Source organism: Brucella sp. TWI432 (assembly GCF_039674445.1).
GTDB classification, from domain to species: domain Bacteria; phylum Pseudomonadota; class Alphaproteobacteria; order Rhizobiales; family Rhizobiaceae; genus Brucella; species Brucella chromiisoli.
In genome coordinates, this window is sequence record NZ_JBDJNL010000001.1 from 592,968 (window position 1) to 608,636 (window position 15,669).

Sequence of the window (15,669 nt, forward strand, 5' to 3'; positions counted from 1 at the left end):
TTGCCTTCCCACATCTGTTTGCTCAATAGGGGCTTAACAGGTGGGGAGGGAAGTTCGGCAATATGCAGGGCTGGGGAGTTTTAGGCGTTGCTTTTCTGTATTTGCTGATGTTGTTTGCCGTGGCAAGCATCGGCGACCGGCAGGCTGCACGCTGGAGCAGCGCTCCGCGCCCTTATATTTATGCATTGAGCCTCGCGGTCTATTGCACGTCGTGGACGTTTTTTGGCTCGGTCGGCCTCTCGGCTCAGCGCGGCCTGGAATTCCTGGGCATCTATATCGGGCCTATTCTGGTTTTCACGCTCGGCAATCGCCTCCTGCGCCATATCGTGCGATTGGCAAAATCAGAACATATCACCTCAATCGCCGATTTTCTGGCTGCCCGTTATGGCAAAAGCTTTGGTGTTGCGTCGCTTGCCACTTGTATCGCAGCAGTAGGATCCATCCCCTATATCGCGCTGCAACTCAAAGCCGTTTCGGGCAGTGTCGGACTGGTGATGGAGCATTATGGCGCTGCGTTTGATCCGTCATCTTTTGTGTTTGGCGATATTTCGTTGCCGGTAGCGGCGGTGTTGGCGGTTTTTGCGATCCTGTTTGGCACGCGCCACACGGATGCAACCGAACATCAGGACGGGCTTATTCTGGCAGTGGCGCTTGAGTCGGTTATTAAACTCTGCGCGTTTCTTATGGTCGGCTTGGCCTGTACTTTTTTCTTGTTTGGCTCCCCCGGCGAATTGATCGACAGAATTTCACACTCGCCAGCCGCACTTGACGCTTTTCACTATGAGACATCCATTGGCACATGGATCGTGCATACAATGTTGAGTGCCGCAGCGATTATCATGCTGCCGCGCCAGTTTCATGTGACGGTTGTCGAAAGCCGCAGCGAGAAAGAATTGCGCACGGCCTTCTGGCTGTTTCCGCTTTACCTGATCCTGATCAACATCTTCGTTTTTCCGATTGCGCTGATCGGTGTGATGACGCTGGGCAATACAGTCAGCGGCGATCTTTATGTGCTGGCATTGCCGCTTTCAATTGGTGCGCACTGGCTGGCTTTGATCGCGTTTCTCGGTGGGCTTTCGGCTGCAACGGCGATGGTGATCGTTGCCTGCGTGGCGCTGTCGATCATGATCTCAAACCACCTGGTTCTGCCGCTGATCATCCGCAGACTGGCTGTTCGTCATCCCAATGGCCAGCACGATCTCACACAGATCATTCTCAATACGCGGCGGCTGACAATTATCGCCATTCTGGCGCTGGCCTTTGCCTATTATCGCATGGCGTCGAACAATATTCACCTCGCATCCATTGGCCTTATATCCTTTGCTGCCATTGCACAGTTTGTACCCTCCTTTATCGGCGGGTTATTCTGGCGTAACGCCAATGGGCGCGGTGCGATGCTGGGCCTTTTGGCAGGCTTTCTGATCTGGGCCTATACGCTGCTGCTGCCAACGGTTGCGCCGGAGGATGCAGCAATCCTGACCAATGGCCTGCTGGGTTTTACGGCCTTGCGCCCCGAAGCACTGTTTGGCACCGATGCGCTGCCATTGACGCATGGCGTTATGTGGAGCCTCGCTGCCAACACGCTGTTTTATATTCTGGGTTCGCTTTCGCGTGCCTCGACACCGCTTGAGCGTATTCAGGCCAGTATCTTTCTGCCGCGCTATTCCATTACGGTGCCAACACTCAAACGATTCCGCACCACCGTCACAGTTGCCGAACTCAAGGCAACCATGGCCCGCTATCTCGGTGCAGAACGCGTTGAACGTGCATTTATCCGCTTTGAAGGGCGCGAGCAGCGCAGGCTCGATCCCGGTATGACGGTCGATACGCCATTGATCCGCTATGCAGAACAATTGCTGGGTACGGCGGTTGGCTCGTCATCGGCCCGTCTGGTTCTTTCGTTGCTTCTCAAGCGCAATGATGCATCGGCACGGGATGCGCGGCAATTGCTGGATGATGCTTCCATTGCTCTCCAACAAAACCGCGATCTCTTGCAGATTGCACTCGACCAGATGGATCAGGGAATCACCGTTCTCGACAAGGATTTGCGGCTCACATGCTGGAATCGCCAGTTCCGCAGCTTATTCGATCTGCCGGATGAGGTGATGCAGGTTGGCATTCCGGTGTCCGAGATTGTGGAGCATCTTGCACGCAGTGGCGATCTTGCTCCCAATGCGCAGCATGCAGCCATTCGTTCGCTGGCGACATTGCGCAAACCATGGCGACTGACGTTGAAATCGACGGGCAAGGTGCTTGAGATCAATTCCAACCCGATGCCGGATGGCGGACTGGTTGCGACCTACACCGATATTACCGCCGAAGTGGAGGCGGATTTGATGCGGCAGAGGGCGGCGGAACTTCTGGAGCAGCGCGTGGCTGATCGCACGGCAGAACTCACCCATGTCAACCAGAAACTGGCCAAAGCGCAGAGCGCTGCCGAAGAAGCAAACCTCGGCAAGACCCGCTTTCTGGCCGCCGCCGGCCACGATATTCTGCAACCGCTCAATGCTGCCCGGCTTTACAGCACTGCACTGGCCGAGAAGCTTGGTCGCGCAGAGACAAGCCAGCTTGCACGCAATATCGATTCTTCACTTGAATCGGTCGAAGCCATTCTCGGAATGGTTTTGGACATATCCCGGCTTGATACAGGTGCGCTGAAACCCGAGGCGACAGTTTTTCGGCTCGACCGCCTTCTAAGCCAGATTGCAACGGACTTCACGCCGATGGCACGCAAAAAGGGGCTGAAGTTGCGTGTGGTGCCATCAAGTATTGTGGTCAAAACCGATCGCAACATGTTGCGTCGGCTTATTCAGAATCTTGTTTCCAACGCGATTAAGTATAGTCGCAAAGGCAGCATCCTCTTTGGAGTTCGTCGCCGTGGCAAGTTTGTTGATTTGCAGGTACTCGACACCGGCATTGGCATTCCGCAACAGAAGCTGAAGCTCGTTTTCCGTGAATTTACACGTCTTGATGAAGGAATGCGCGAGGCGGAGGGGCTGGGGCTTGGCCTGTCGATCGTTGATCGTATTGCGCGAATGCTTGAACTGCCACTGACCATTTCGTCCGAACCGGGCAGGGGCAGTGTGTTCACCCTGCGCCTTCCAGTCAGCGATGAGATCGTGCCGGTTGAGGAAGTTGCCAGCCGCAAGGGCGTTAAGCGCGCATCCAGCCTGACCGGGCTCGATGTGGTCTGTGTCGACAATGACGCCAATATTCTTGCGGGTATGGAAACTCTCCTCCAAGGCTGGGGCTGCAATGTGACGACGCTTCGCAACGGTGCGGGTTTGAAAGTCTTCTGCGTTGAACGTGAGGTGGCGCCCGATATTATCGTGGCGGATTATCACCTTGATCATGAAAACGGGCTGGATATGATCGGCTTTGCGCGGGAACGCTTCGGCAGCGACATCCCGGCGATCCTGCTGACGGCGGATCGCTCCAAAGAAGTGCGCAAGCGGGCCGATGATGAAAATGTCATTGTGCTGCACAAGCCTCTGCGTCCGGCGGCATTGCGCTCGCTGCTTTCAAGCGCACTGCATCAGCGTCAGTCAGCCGCAGAATGAATGATCAGGGCGTGTCAGAGGTGAGCGTATCACTGCCAATCCGCGACAGAACAATGACGGCTTGCGTGCGGCTGTCAACGCCAAGCTTTTGTAAAACAGCGGAAACATGCGCCTTGACAGTCGCTTCCGAGACGTTGAGCTCGTAGGCGATCTGCTTGTTGAGCAGGCCTTCGCCAAGCATTGTCAGAACGCGGGTCTGTTGCGGTGTGAGCGTCCTGATCTTGGCAATCAGGGCTTCGATTTCCGGGTCATGTGCCTGATCAAGATCAATATTCTCCGGCATCCAGACATCGCCTGCCAAAACGGCATGGACGGCTTCGCCAATGGTTTCCATGCTGGCAGACTTGGAAATAAAACCGGATGCGCCCAAGTCAAGCGCATGTCGAATCGTTGCAACATCGTCAGTTGCTGACACGATGATGATCGGCAGTGCAGGTTCAAGCGCTTTCAGGGCAACAAGGCCGGAAAGCCCCGTTCCGCCCGGCATGGTCAGGTCGAGCAGCAGAAGATCAATATCATCTCCGTCTGCGACCAGTTTTTTCGCAGCATCGAAATCGCCGACTTCAATGATTTCGGCCTCTTCCGGCAAGCTGGACAGCACTTGTCTGAGCGCGCCTCTGAAAAGCGGATGGTCGTCAGCAATGATAAACTGCATAAGCCTCGCACGCCATTTTGAAAGTCCTCCCCGAGCGATGCATTTTACATGCAACTGTTTCGTTTTATGCCGTTTTTCAATCCGGGCAACCAAAAATAGCGTTATCTGGCTGGTTTCTTATGTCGCATTGCCGCGTTGTGGCCGTATTATTTGCTAGTTTTAAGTTCGATCGAAAGCACCATGCTGTAGCGGGAATGAAAAGGCATCTTATGACGCGCAATACGCTTTATCCTGAAATTCAGCCCTTTAAAGAAGAGATGCTGCAGGTTTCACCCTTGCATCGCATCCATGTTGAACAATGCGGTAATCCTGATGGCAAGCCGGTTATCATGATCCATGGTGGCCCCGGCGGCGGTATAACGCCTGCTATGCGTCGTCTGCATGATCCCGAGAAATATCGTATCATTCTTTTCGATCAGCGCGGCTGCGGACGTTCCACGCCACATGCTGAATTGCGCGAGAATACAACCTGGGATCTTGTGGCCGACATGGAGCATATCCGCGCTCATCTTGGTATCGATAAGTGGCAGGTTTTCGGCGGCTCCTGGGGCTCGACATTGGGTCTGGCTTATTCCGAAACTCATCCTGAGCGGGTCTCGGAAATCATTCTGCGCGGCATTTTCATGGTTCGTCGGTTCGAAGTGGACTGGATGTATTCCAACGGCGCGAGCATCATTTTCCCGGACCACTTTGAGGCCTATCAGGAGCATATCCCCGAAGACGAACGCGGCGACATGATCGCAGCTTATTACAAGCGTCTGACTGATCGCGATCCGCAGGTGCAGCTTGCCGCAGCCCGTTTATGGGCGCGCTGGGAGGGTTCGGTGCTGTCAATCCAGCCTGATCCGGCGCGTGTGGAAGCATTTGGTGACGATCTTTATGCTGTCGCTTTTGCCCGTATCGAATGTCATTATTTCCAGAATCGGGGATTTTTGGAAAGCGATGACCAGCTTTTGCGCAATGTGGAGCGTATCCGCCAGATTCCGGGCGTCATTGTGCATGGCCGTTATGATATCTGCACGCCGTTTATCAATGCGTGGCAGCTTAAGAAAATGTGGCCGGAAGCCGATCTCAGAATCGTTGAAGATAGCGGTCATGCCGTGACAGAACCGGGGATCACGCATGAACTGATCGAAGCGACCAAACGCTTTGCAGATTAACTTTAAAAAAGGCGCATTTTCTGCGCCTCTTTTTTTAGAGATCGTTAAAAAGCCCCTTTCAAATAGCGCCTTTTGAAAGTTTATCTTTTCTTTGAATATTTTCGCCTACAATCTAACGAGAGAACAATTGCGACCATATTCGGTTTCAAGTGTTTATCGTAAGGATTTTGTGGCGAAGCTTATCCGTTAGCAAGGACGGCCCGGTATAAGTTCGTGTTCGAGAGGGATACAGCAATGTTAAAGGAATTCAGAGAGTTCGCTCTCAAGGGCAACATGGTCGATCTGGCCATCGGTGTGATCATCGGTGGAGCGTTCGGTGGTTTGGTCAATTCCATCGTCAATGACATCATCATGCCGATCATTGGTTTGATCACAGGTGGTATCGACTTCTCCAATATGTTCATTCAGCTCGCCGGTGCACCTCAGTCCACGCTGGCGTCGGCTCGTGAAGCGGGTGCGACGATTGCCTATGGTAACTTCGTCACCCTGCTCATCAACTTCCTGATCATTGCATGGGTTCTGTTCCTCGTCGTTAAAGGCATGAACAGGCTCAAGAAGAAGGAAGAAGCAAAGCCGGAAGCCGCAGCAGAGCTTCCACGCGAAGAGGTTCTGCTCGCCGAAATCCGTGATCTTCTCGCAAAGCAGAGCAAAGCCTGAGTGCTTGACAAACGCTGACAAAAACGGGGCCTTATGGCTCCGTTTTTGTTTGATCCATCAATAGAGCTTATCGGATCATCACAAAATGCCACGTGATTTCATGCGTGTGCCTTGCTAAGCAGTGCAAAGACAATCCAAGTTTATGTGAGAAAACATGACGCTTATTGCCAATCTTCGACGCGAAGCAGCCCTTTCCCCGGAAAGCGGCATCATTACCGTAGCCAATCACGGTCGTGGCAAGGAAGGCATTATCCCGCTTTGGGTCGGAGAGGGTGATCTGCCGACCCCTGAGTTCATCCGCGCGGCGGCCCAAAAGGGCATTGCCGATGGTGAAACTTTCTACACATGGCAGGCCGGTATTCCTGATCTGCGTGAAGCCCTAGCCCGTTATCATGCGCGCCATTTTCCGCAACCGTTCAAACCGGAAAATTTTTATGTCACCGGCTCTGGTATGCACGCCATTGAGATGGCGCTCAAGGCAACAACAGGCGCGGGCGAAGAGGCAATTTATCTTTCACCGGCTTGGCCAAATTTCGTCGGCGCGGCAGGTCTTGCAGGGGCAGTGCCCGTGCCTGTCGAACTTGAGTTTGGAGCCAACGGTTGGGTTCTCGATCCTGAAAGGATTGTAAGTGCGATCACACCGCGCACCCGCGCGCTGTTTATCAATACGCCCTCCAATCCCACGGGTTGGACCGGCGATCTTGATACGTTGCGTTTCATTCTCAATCTGGCGCGTGAAAAAGGCATCTGGATTATTGCCGACGAGATTTACACCCATTTCTATTATGGCGGCGGCCGTGCCCCTTCCTTCATGGATATTATGGAGCCGGATGACCGGATCATCTTCGTCAATTCTTTTTCAAAGAACTGGGCGATGACCGGTTGGCGGGTGGGCTGGATGAATGTGCATCCCTCCATCGGTCCGGCGATTGAAAACATGATCCAGTATTCCAATTCCGGCGTGGCGCAATTCATGCAGCGGGGTGCTGTTGCAGCCCTGGATCAGGGCGATGACTTTATTGCCATGCAGGTGGAACGCACGCGTTCAACACGGGACCGTCTTTGCGCAATGTTGCAGGAAACGGGAAGAGTTCGTCTGACACCGCCGCAAGGCGCGTTCTATCTGTTTTTCGGCGTCGAAGGTGTGACGGATTCGGTCAACGCCGCATTTGATATGGTCGATAACGCCAATGTCGGTCTCGCACCGGGCAGCGCATTCGGGGTGGGCGGCGAGGGTTTCTTCCGTCTCTGTTTCGGCCGAGATCCACAGCAGGTCGATGAAGCGGCGGCAAGACTGGTTCGCTGGATCAATAATCTTTAAAAAGAAAGGCCGGTGAAAACCGGCCTTTTTTCAATGCGTTGATGCTGAATTGATCAGCCGCCGGCTTTAGAAACCATCAGCGGAATGATGCGGTCAGAATTTGCAGCTTTCGGCGCGTCCGGTTCAGCAAATGGAATGCCCAGCGTGTTCCAGACTTCCAGCAGCGCATCCTTGAGGCCATCAATCAGCGCATCGTCATGCAACGGTGATGGTGTGATGCGCAGGCGCTCGGTGCCGCGTGGAACGGTTGGATAGTTGATGGGCTGAATATAGATGCCATGTACGTCGAGAAGACGGTCGCTGGCTTTCTTGCAAAGCTCTGGATCACCGACCAGAATTGGAACGATGTGTGTTTCCGATGGCATGACGGGTAGGCCGACTGCCGACAAAACATCCTTGGCGCGTTGCGACTGACGCTGCTGGCCATCACGTTCGACCTGCGAGACTTTCAGGTGGCGGATTGCAGCTGTCGCTGAAGCAGCAACCGCTGGTGGCAGCGACGTCGTAAAGATGAAGCCCGGCGCATAAGAGCGCACAGCATCGATGATCGCGCGGGAGCCTGTGATATAGCCACCCAACGCACCGAATGCCTTGGCAAGTGTGCCTTCGATAATATCCATGCGATGAGCAAGACCGTCGCGTTCGGTAATACCACCGCCGCGCGCACCATACATGCCAACCGCATGAACCTCATCAATATAGGTCATGGCGTTATATTTCTCGGCCAGATCGGCAATCTTTTCAATTGGCGCAATGTCGCCATCCATCGAATAGACGGACTCAAATACGATCAGCTTGGCGCGGGAACGGTCCGCAGCCTTCAAAAGCTGTTCCAGATGCTCAACGTCATTGTGACGGAAAATCTTTTTCTCTGCACCCGAACGACGCACACCCTCGATCATCGAAGCGTGGTTTAATTCGTCAGAAAGGATCAGGCAGTTTGGCAGCAAGCGACCGATGGTCGAGATCGACGCTTCGTTGGAGACGAAACCGGATGTGAAAACAAGGCCTGCCTCCTTGCCATGCAGATCGGCAAGTTCGGCTTCAAGCTCAACAAGCGGGTGGTTATTGCCCGAAATATTGCGGGTGCCACCTGCGCCGGAACCGGCGCTGTTGGCCGTATCGCACATTGCCTGAATGACATCGGGATGGTGCCCCATGCCCAGATAGTCGTTCGAGCACCACACAGTGATCTCACGTGCTGAGCCATTGTTACGCCAGGTAGCGCGGGGGAAACGTCCAACAATGCGTTCAAGATTGGCAAAAACGCGGTAACGTTTCTCGGCGTGCAGCTGGTCGATCGCTTCTTCAAAAAACCGGCGATAGTCCATTATACGCTCCTTAGTTATGCTCTAGTACCGCTTTTGCATCTCTGCGTCCATGGCAGATTGACGGGCAATTTGCCACGTTTTCGTGAGGCTGCATTGATCAAAATCAAATAAATAGCCAAGTTTTTTAGCGTGTTATTAAACGGTAGATGAATTTCGGCGCCAGATCTCTGCGGCGAACATAGACCCGTGGCATCCCGAACGGATCATCACTTGCTCTTGCGCGGGCATGGACTGTTGTGGTGGCGGTTTCATACCCGGCTTCACGGCACATTTCACGATGAACGGGAAGATTGCCGCCATAAGGGTAGGCAAAATTTGTCACTTCCGATCCAAGCATATCCTCAAGCACGGTTTTGCACTGAGCGATCTGACGGCGGGCTTCGTCGTCCGGTGTTTTCTCCAGATTGACGTGGTCAAGCGTATGCGCGCCGATCTCGTGGCCGAGTGCCGCCCATTCACGCATTTGCCCTACCGACATACAGGGCGATTGCGGTACCCCCACAGCATTGTCCCAGACATTGCTGCCGCCGATCTGATTGGCGACAAAATAATTGGTGGCAGTAAAACCAAATTCAGAAAGCACCGGCAGCGCATTTTCGTAATTGTTGAGAAAACCATCATCAAACGTAATGACCGCAACTTTGCCGGTCTTCTCGCCCTTGATGTAGGGCATGGCATCGCGCAGCGAAAGACCCTGATAGCCAAGCCTCTTTAACCACGCCATCTGGCTGCGGAATTTGTCAGGATGCACCCAAAGCCCGCGAAACGGAATTTTCTTGTGCGGTAAAGCGGCGATCTGATGATAAAGAAGAATCGGAACAGCCATATGTCTCACTTCGTTCTCGCAGAGAATTGGCGCACGCGCATCCGGTAGAGGGGGCGCAGGATTTCACGCGCAAGCTTGTCCTTGAAGGATTTTTTGTGCTGAATTGTCGTGCCGCCAAGCTCGGCAGAGATTTCTTTCACCCCGCCCGGAATGACGGCAAGTGGCTGTAATCCAGTCACCCAGCGCATCTGCACGGTGGTATCGACAGGTCGGTCAAACTGTTGAGTTGCGGCAAGCAGTTTTTTCGCGGCATCAAAGCTGACAAGTTGCGCCACCATGCCAAGCCCAATCGGGTTGGGGATGATGATGCGTAATTGATCATTGCGGAAAACTTCGCGGCCCTGTTCCCGGTCGCGGAACGTGAAGCGTACAAAGCTGCCCGGCTCGAAATGATTGGTGACAGCGTGAAACGCGGCATGGAAAACGTCTGTCAGTTCGATGTCATCTTCAATGATAAAGCCAGCATCCAGTTTCTGATCGACAATAGCCTGCCATGCTTTGCGGTGGGATAGAAAGCAGGCAATCTCATTTTTGCTCAATTCAAAAGGATAGCGGGGCGCGTGAAGTTTGCGCCGATAAACGCGCTTTATCTCCGCATCTGACAGGGTACGGCTATCAACAGCATCAATGATCTCGGCTTTCACATGCAGTTGCTGGATGAGCTTTTCGACTTGCGGTCTGCGATCCGTCGCGCGCGCCAAGTGAATGATGAGGGCCTTGATGTTCATGGTAAACCTGAGCGTATAGCGCGTAAAGTCAGCCGAATTGGCATTCTATATCTGCTATGTGCTCAATTTGCGCAAGTCGCACCTTCTATCCAACCTTGTGAAGATGTCCGATAGCGATCTTTTCTTCGATCCATTTGCGCTCCGCAGCCCAGTCATGCCGTTTCCAGCCCTCCCAGCTAAAGCCGCATATTTTGATCTCCCAGTCGGGCTGCGAGTATTTGCGTAAAACCAGCCAGATGCCGAAGAAGCCGGTGCTTGGGAACACCTTTTTCATCTGATCGGGGGTAATGCCCAACTCTTCGCAGACAGAAAAATAATCCTTTGAGGGCATGATGCGGATTTTTTTGCCAGCACGGCCAAAATAATCGATGGCCTCATTTGTCCAGTCGGCGCGTCGACCTTTGAGGCGGGACAGGATATTGGGCTGGTGGTGAAAGCGTTTGATGATGCTCGGATGGAACGCAAACAGAAGTTCTGGCGCATTGCGGACAATGTCCGAATTGATAAAAGCCGGGTCTTTGATCCACTGTTCCATTTGTTTGCTCGATGTGGCGAGCATCAGCATATCTGTCTTTGTGCCCGTCATGCCACGCGAAACGCGCGGCTCGTTGAAGCGAAGCACAAGATCAGCGGCATCTATCTGCGCGGATAAATCGTTCTCGACAGGGCCGTTGCCGACAATGAATATGGTTCTTTTCATATGGTGTGGGATCTTGTCTCGTGAGTCACAATTTACAGATTTAAACAAAATGCGGCTGTTGTAACCCTCTAAAACACCCCTCACGGTTTTACTCTACATTTAGCAATCACTTTTTTCGTACGCTCTAACGAACTGCGTTACTGTTCGCCATGTTTACGCGCGCTGTTCCAACATTGCAGCCATGCAGTTTATGCACTTCTCAAAACGATTAAAAAGACGGAAACTTCAGAGTGGGAGGAAGGTAAAAAGCCCAGCACTCAAAGGTGCTGAAGATAAGGGGATACCACCATGAACCACCTTCGTACCCAGTTCTCCCGTTGGATGCAGTACCGCGAAAATCTGCGCGAGTTAAGCGGTTGCAGTGATCGCGAACTTTCCGATCTTGGCTTGTCGCGCAGCGATATTCGTCGCGTTGCCCATGAGGCAGCTTTCGCCTGATCTTGTCAGGCGAAAGAGATGCGGTATGGCAAGCGCAGGCTTTAAACCTCGCCGGGCTTCTTGAAGCGGATGTGAATGTCATCGCCTGCAAGATCAAAACCGGCATAATTGCGTTGGAAGGCGATAAGGGCATCATTGACGCCCTTTGAATAATCATCGTCGTGTACGTCAACGTGATGCCGGTAAATGATCCTGTCGCCTTTGTAGAATATAACCTTACCTTCCATGATAGCCTCCTTTTGAGCAAATCCCGAAAAGCGTCGAGCGGCTTTCGGATAAGATGCGCAGTAAAATAGGTCTAAAAGACTGATGGTTGAGAAGGGCGTGAGTGCTCCCACAATGTCGGTATATTCAGAAAGATAGGCGAGCGGCTGGGCAGGTCAAGCCTGCTCCGCAGTATTCTCGCCTCTGCAAAGCGCAAGCCATGCCCTCGCGGCATGGGACAGGAACGCACCTTTTCGCCAGATGAGCGCCATGTCCCAGTTCAGTTTCGCATCCTTGATGTGATGAATGCGAACGCCGGGATGTTTGCGCTGTTCGGCAATCATTTGCGGCAGAAAGCCTATCCCCATGCCTGCTGCGACCAGCTCGACGATGAAGTCGATCTGGCTTGATCTGACAGCGACATGAGGAAACAGTCCGCGCTGATTGAATGCTTCAAGAATGATCTGATTGAGCGCAAAGCCGCTTTCAAAAAGAATGAAGGGCAGACTGGCAATATCGGACAAGGGAATACCGCCATCATCGACGAAGCTGTGGCTGGCTGGAAGCAGGGCAACAACGGGCTCACAACGAACGGCCTGCCACTCGAAACTTTCTTCGACGGGCAAAAGGGAAGCGGCCAGTTCGACGTCACCTGCCAGAAGAACTTCTTCCAGTCGTTTGCTGCCATGTTCGACAAGCTGAATGTCGATATCGGGATAAAGCTTGGTGAAGGCTGCAAAGACGGGGGCAAAAAGCACGCTGGAGCCGATGGGTGGCAGGCCAAGGCGCAGGAGTCCGCGCTTGAGGCCGCGCAATTCTTCAAGCTCGCTCAGCATGTCGTCTTTTTCAGTCAGCATTGCAACTGCGCGCCGATAGACGATTTCCCCGGCGCTTGTCAGGCGCGGTGGGCTGACCTCACGGTCAAGAAGGGTGAGGCCAAGCTCATCTTCGAGCTGCCGCACCGTCTTGCTGACGGTTGATTGAGTGGCGTTGATGGTGCGGGCCGCTGCCGAAAAGCCGCCCTGCCGCACCACTTCCACGAAAGCTTGAAAGCCGCGTAAGTTCATGAGCTATTCTATTATGGAATGGCTGCAATGAAATCAATTCATTTCTGGAATGGCGATACTGCGCCTATAGTGAATTCACAAATACCTGCATTGGAACATCATCATGAGCGCCCACAACCTGACAATCCGTTTTCGCTATGCGCTGCACAACAGCCGTCTTATGCAGATAGCGACATTGTTCGGCTTCTGGCTGGCAGGGGAAGCTTTTGTTCGCTTGGTCGGCTTGCCGCTGCCGGGTGGCATTGTTGGCATGGTACTGGTTCTGGCCCTGCTCTTAAGCGGACGCATCAGCCTGTTCAGCATGAAGCGCGGTGCGGAATGGTTTCTGGCAGAAATGCTGCTGTTTTTCGTGCCGGCGGTTCTGGCTATTCTCGAACATCAGGAACTGCTCGGCATGCTGGGCGTGAAAATCATGGCTGTTATTCTGGTCGGCACGCTGACTGTTATGACTGTGACCGCGCTGACTGTCGATATGTGTTATCGGCTGAGTGTACGCTATGCCGCTAAGTAACCCCTATGTGGCAACGCTGTTCTGGTCTGCCGCTACAATCCTTCTCTACCTCGCAGCAAAACGCGTCTATCGTCGCTTTCCGATGTGGTGGCTGACGCCGCTTGCTGTCACGCCGTTATTGCTGATGGCCCTGCTCATAGGGTTCAATGAAAACTACAGAGGTTATTTCAGCGCGACCCATTGGCTTGTGGCGCTTCTTGGCCCGGCAACCGTGGCTTTTGCGATTCCGATCTATCAGCAGCGTGCAACCATTCGCCGATATTGGCCGGTCTTGCTGGTTGGCGTCGTGGTCGGCAGTTCGTCTGCGATGCTCTCCGCCTGGGGGCTGGCGCATCTTCTTGGTCTTAGCGACGCTATCAGCTTGAGCTTGATGCCGCGCTCTATGAGTACGCCTTTTGCGATGACGGTTTCGGGCGATATTGGCGGAATGCCTGATCTGACGGCCATTTTCGTCGTGCTGACCGGTGTATTTGGTGCTGCAATGGGTGAAGTGATGCTCAACTGGCTGCCGCTTCGCTCTGCTTTGGCGCGCGGCGCGTTGTTCGGTATGGGGGCGCATGGCGCTGGCGTTGCCAAGGCGCATCAGATTGGCAGCGAAGAAGGGTCAATTGCCGGTCTTGTGATGGTGCTGGTTGGTCTGGTCAATGTTCTGGCTGCGCCATTGATCGCGCATCTTCTCTGAAATACTGATTTTGCAGCATATTTTTCTCAGCCTGCTCATTCTGTGAGCAGGTTTTTCATATTTAGGATTCTGCATTAAACTTAAGCATCGGCGTATTTGCATAACTGATATGCGTTATTGGTCGTTGTTGAATAAAGAGGCGCTTGGTAAACATTGGTCATCGGGTTCACTCCTCCTCCCAGAGCCCGATGACGAATACGGCACTCCTCCTCCCAGCCGTATTCAAGATCAGGCCGCGCATCCTCCTCCCGCGCGGCCTTTTTCTTTTTTAAAGCTTCCCTTAATCACTCTGATCTGTTGGCCGTGCGTTGCTCGCACCACCCATGGGCAATTGCGTTCAACAATACGTTCGCGGTGACAGTGTTCTCGCGCAAAAGCTTTGAAAAAAGACGAAAGGCAGCTGTGGAAATAGCTGTCCTTTATGGGCCTTGTGTAACTGAGATGCCGCAGCGGCATAATCTTTCCACAGGTCTCGACAATTAGGGCTTGGCATATCTCTTCCGGTAAAGAATATATTACCCGCGCCCACACTAAAATGTTGATCGGGCGGTTTGGGGATCAAGTCTTGTCGGGGAGTTGGGTTTTGCAGAGTATTTTTCGTCGCATCACCCCTGCATTTCTCGTTGTCCTGATTATCATCGCGGGCTGTGCAAGTCGGCCGGATGGTATTCTGATCCCTGTTGGTCAGAGTGTTCCGGGTGCATCCAAAGTCAATCTTATGGTTGCAACGACACGCGCGCCTTCGGGTGATCCCGGCACATTGTTTTCCGGGGAACGCGATCAGGATCTCAGTCTGACACAGATTGTGGTTTCAATTCCACCGGATAAAAATCGCAAGATTGGTGAAGTTCAGTGGCCCAAAAAGCTTCCGGCCAATCCGCTTAAAGATTTCACCACCGTTGAGGTGAAGGCAATCAATTCAACCAATGGCGCTCAACAGTGGTTGAACAGCAGCCTGCCCAAAAATCGCCGCGTGATGGTTTTTGTCCACGGTTTCAACAACACCTTTGAAGACTCGGTTTATCGTTTCGCCCAGATCGTGCATGACTCCGGCGCCGAAGTCGCACCAGTTATTTTCACATGGCCGTCGCGCGGCAGCGTGTTCGATTATAATTACGACAAGGAAAGCACCAATTATTCGCGAGATGCACTGGAAACAGTGCTACGAAAGATTGCGCAAGATCCACGCGTCAAAGACATAACGATCATGGCGCATTCGATGGGGAGCTGGCTGACCGTTGAAGCACTGCGCCAGATGGCAATCCGCGACAAGCGCGTTGATCGCAAGATCACTGACGTCATTCTTGCGTCACCTGATCTTGATGTGGATGTTTTCAACAAGCAGTTCCGTGCGATGGGCAAGGAGCATCCGCGTTTCACATTGTTCACATCACGCGATGACCGTGCCCTTCGTGCATCGCGCTTCATTTCCGGCAATGTTGACCGTCTGGGGCAGATCGACCCCTCGGTTGAGCCTTATCGCTCGCAACTTGAGAAGGCTGGTATCACCGTTATTGACCTGACGCGTCTTAAGGCGGGTGATAGTCTCAACCACGGTAAGTTTGCCTCAAGTCCCGAAGTGGTTCAGTTGATCGGTCAGCGTCTCGTCACCGGCCAGACGATCACGGATTCGGATATTGGTCTGGGTGAGCGCCTTGGCGCCGTAGCCCTTGGTACAGCGCAGGGTGTGGGTACGGCTGCGTCACTGGTCGTCAGTGCACCGATTGCGGTTTTTGATCCGAATACCCGGCGAACCTATAACGAACAGATTGACCGCTTTGGCAGAACGGTAGGCAGCACTGTTGAAGCCGTTGGCGGACAGTAATTGC

15 protein-coding genes are annotated in these 15,669 nt (G+C 53.3%); 8 read left to right on the forward strand and 7 right to left on the reverse strand.

Annotation, left to right across the window (positions count from 1 at the left end; all coding sequences use genetic code 11):
* The first annotated feature begins 62 nt into the window (after positions 1 to 62).
* Positions 63 to 3,560, forward strand: a complete 3,498-nt coding sequence (locus ABE527_RS02935; protein WP_499696083.1) for a PAS domain-containing hybrid sensor histidine kinase/response regulator — start codon at positions 63 to 65, stop codon at positions 3,558 to 3,560.
* A 4-nt stretch (positions 3,561 to 3,564) separates the two neighbouring features.
* Here the strand turns inward: ABE527_RS02935 and ABE527_RS02940 are convergent, their stop codons facing one another.
* Positions 3,565 to 4,215, reverse strand: a complete 651-nt coding sequence (locus tag ABE527_RS02940; protein ID WP_265982961.1) for a response regulator transcription factor — start codon at positions 4,213 to 4,215, stop codon at positions 3,565 to 3,567.
* A 209-nt stretch (positions 4,216 to 4,424) separates the two neighbouring features.
* On the opposite strand from ABE527_RS02940, the gene pip reads away from it, so the two are divergent.
* From pip to ABE527_RS02955, 3 genes are all read left to right on the forward strand, one after another.
* Positions 4,425 to 5,375, forward strand: coding sequence for a prolyl aminopeptidase (pip, locus tag ABE527_RS02945; RefSeq protein WP_265982962.1), 951 nt, complete (start codon positions 4,425 to 4,427; stop codon positions 5,373 to 5,375).
* 234 nt (positions 5,376 to 5,609) lie between these two features.
* Positions 5,610 to 6,032, forward strand: coding sequence for a large conductance mechanosensitive channel protein MscL (gene mscL, locus ABE527_RS02950; protein WP_265982963.1), 423 nt, complete (start codon positions 5,610 to 5,612; stop codon positions 6,030 to 6,032).
* Positions 6,033 to 6,186: 154 nt separating this feature from the next.
* The gene (locus ABE527_RS02955) at positions 6,187 to 7,353 is read left to right on the forward strand and encodes a pyridoxal phosphate-dependent aminotransferase (RefSeq protein WP_499696084.1); all 1,167 of its coding nucleotides are present in this window, start codon (positions 6,187 to 6,189) and stop codon (positions 7,351 to 7,353) included.
* A 53-nt stretch (positions 7,354 to 7,406) separates the two neighbouring features.
* Here ABE527_RS02955 and hemA read toward each other — a convergent pair whose 3' ends face one another.
* The 4 genes from hemA to ABE527_RS02975 form a co-directional block, all read right to left on the reverse strand.
* Complete coding sequence (gene hemA / locus ABE527_RS02960) at positions 7,407 to 8,684, reverse strand: 5-aminolevulinate synthase (RefSeq protein ID WP_499696085.1); 1,278 nt, start codon at positions 8,682 to 8,684, stop codon at positions 7,407 to 7,409.
* Positions 8,685 to 8,808: 124 nt separating this feature from the next.
* The gene (locus ABE527_RS02965) at positions 8,809 to 9,510 is read right to left on the reverse strand and encodes a polysaccharide deacetylase family protein (protein WP_499696086.1); all 702 of its coding nucleotides are present in this window, start codon (positions 9,508 to 9,510) and stop codon (positions 8,809 to 8,811) included.
* Positions 9,511 to 9,515: 5 nt separating this feature from the next.
* The gene (locus ABE527_RS02970) at positions 9,516 to 10,238 is read right to left on the reverse strand and encodes a glycosyltransferase family 25 protein (protein WP_499696087.1); all 723 of its coding nucleotides are present in this window, start codon (positions 10,236 to 10,238) and stop codon (positions 9,516 to 9,518) included.
* 85 nt (positions 10,239 to 10,323) lie between these two features.
* Complete coding sequence (locus ABE527_RS02975) at positions 10,324 to 10,938, reverse strand: glycosyltransferase family 29 protein (protein ID WP_499693429.1); 615 nt, start codon at positions 10,936 to 10,938, stop codon at positions 10,324 to 10,326.
* 288 nt (positions 10,939 to 11,226) lie between these two features.
* Here ABE527_RS02975 and ABE527_RS02980 point away from each other — a divergent pair, with 288 nt between their 5' ends.
* Positions 11,227 to 11,376, forward strand: coding sequence for a DUF1127 domain-containing protein (locus tag ABE527_RS02980; RefSeq protein WP_265982973.1), 150 nt, complete (start codon positions 11,227 to 11,229; stop codon positions 11,374 to 11,376).
* Positions 11,377 to 11,417: 41 nt separating this feature from the next.
* Here ABE527_RS02980 and ABE527_RS02985 read toward each other — a convergent pair whose 3' ends face one another.
* Positions 11,418 to 11,603, reverse strand: coding sequence for a hypothetical protein (locus tag ABE527_RS02985; RefSeq protein WP_499696088.1), 186 nt, complete (start codon positions 11,601 to 11,603; stop codon positions 11,418 to 11,420).
* Between the two features lie 153 nt (positions 11,604 to 11,756).
* Complete coding sequence (locus ABE527_RS02990) at positions 11,757 to 12,647, reverse strand: LysR family transcriptional regulator (protein WP_499696089.1); 891 nt, start codon at positions 12,645 to 12,647, stop codon at positions 11,757 to 11,759.
* A gap of 103 nt (positions 12,648 to 12,750) precedes the next feature.
* Here ABE527_RS02990 and ABE527_RS02995 point away from each other — a divergent pair, with 103 nt between their 5' ends.
* The 3 genes from ABE527_RS02995 (at position 12,751) to ABE527_RS03005 (ending at position 15,665) form a co-directional block, all read left to right on the forward strand.
* On the forward strand, positions 12,751 to 13,158 hold the full coding sequence (locus ABE527_RS02995) for a CidA/LrgA family protein (protein WP_265982977.1): 408 nt from the start codon (positions 12,751 to 12,753) through the stop codon (positions 13,156 to 13,158).
* Complete coding sequence (locus ABE527_RS03000; RefSeq protein ID WP_265982979.1) at positions 13,145 to 13,840, forward strand: LrgB family protein; 696 nt, start codon at positions 13,145 to 13,147, stop codon at positions 13,838 to 13,840. The genes ABE527_RS02995 and ABE527_RS03000 overlap by 14 nt, the downstream gene beginning before the upstream one ends.
* Positions 13,841 to 14,423: 583 nt before the next feature.
* The gene (locus tag ABE527_RS03005) at positions 14,424 to 15,665 is read left to right on the forward strand and encodes an alpha/beta hydrolase (protein WP_265982980.1); all 1,242 of its coding nucleotides are present in this window, start codon (positions 14,424 to 14,426) and stop codon (positions 15,663 to 15,665) included.
* Positions 15,666 to 15,669 lie beyond the last annotated feature (4 nt).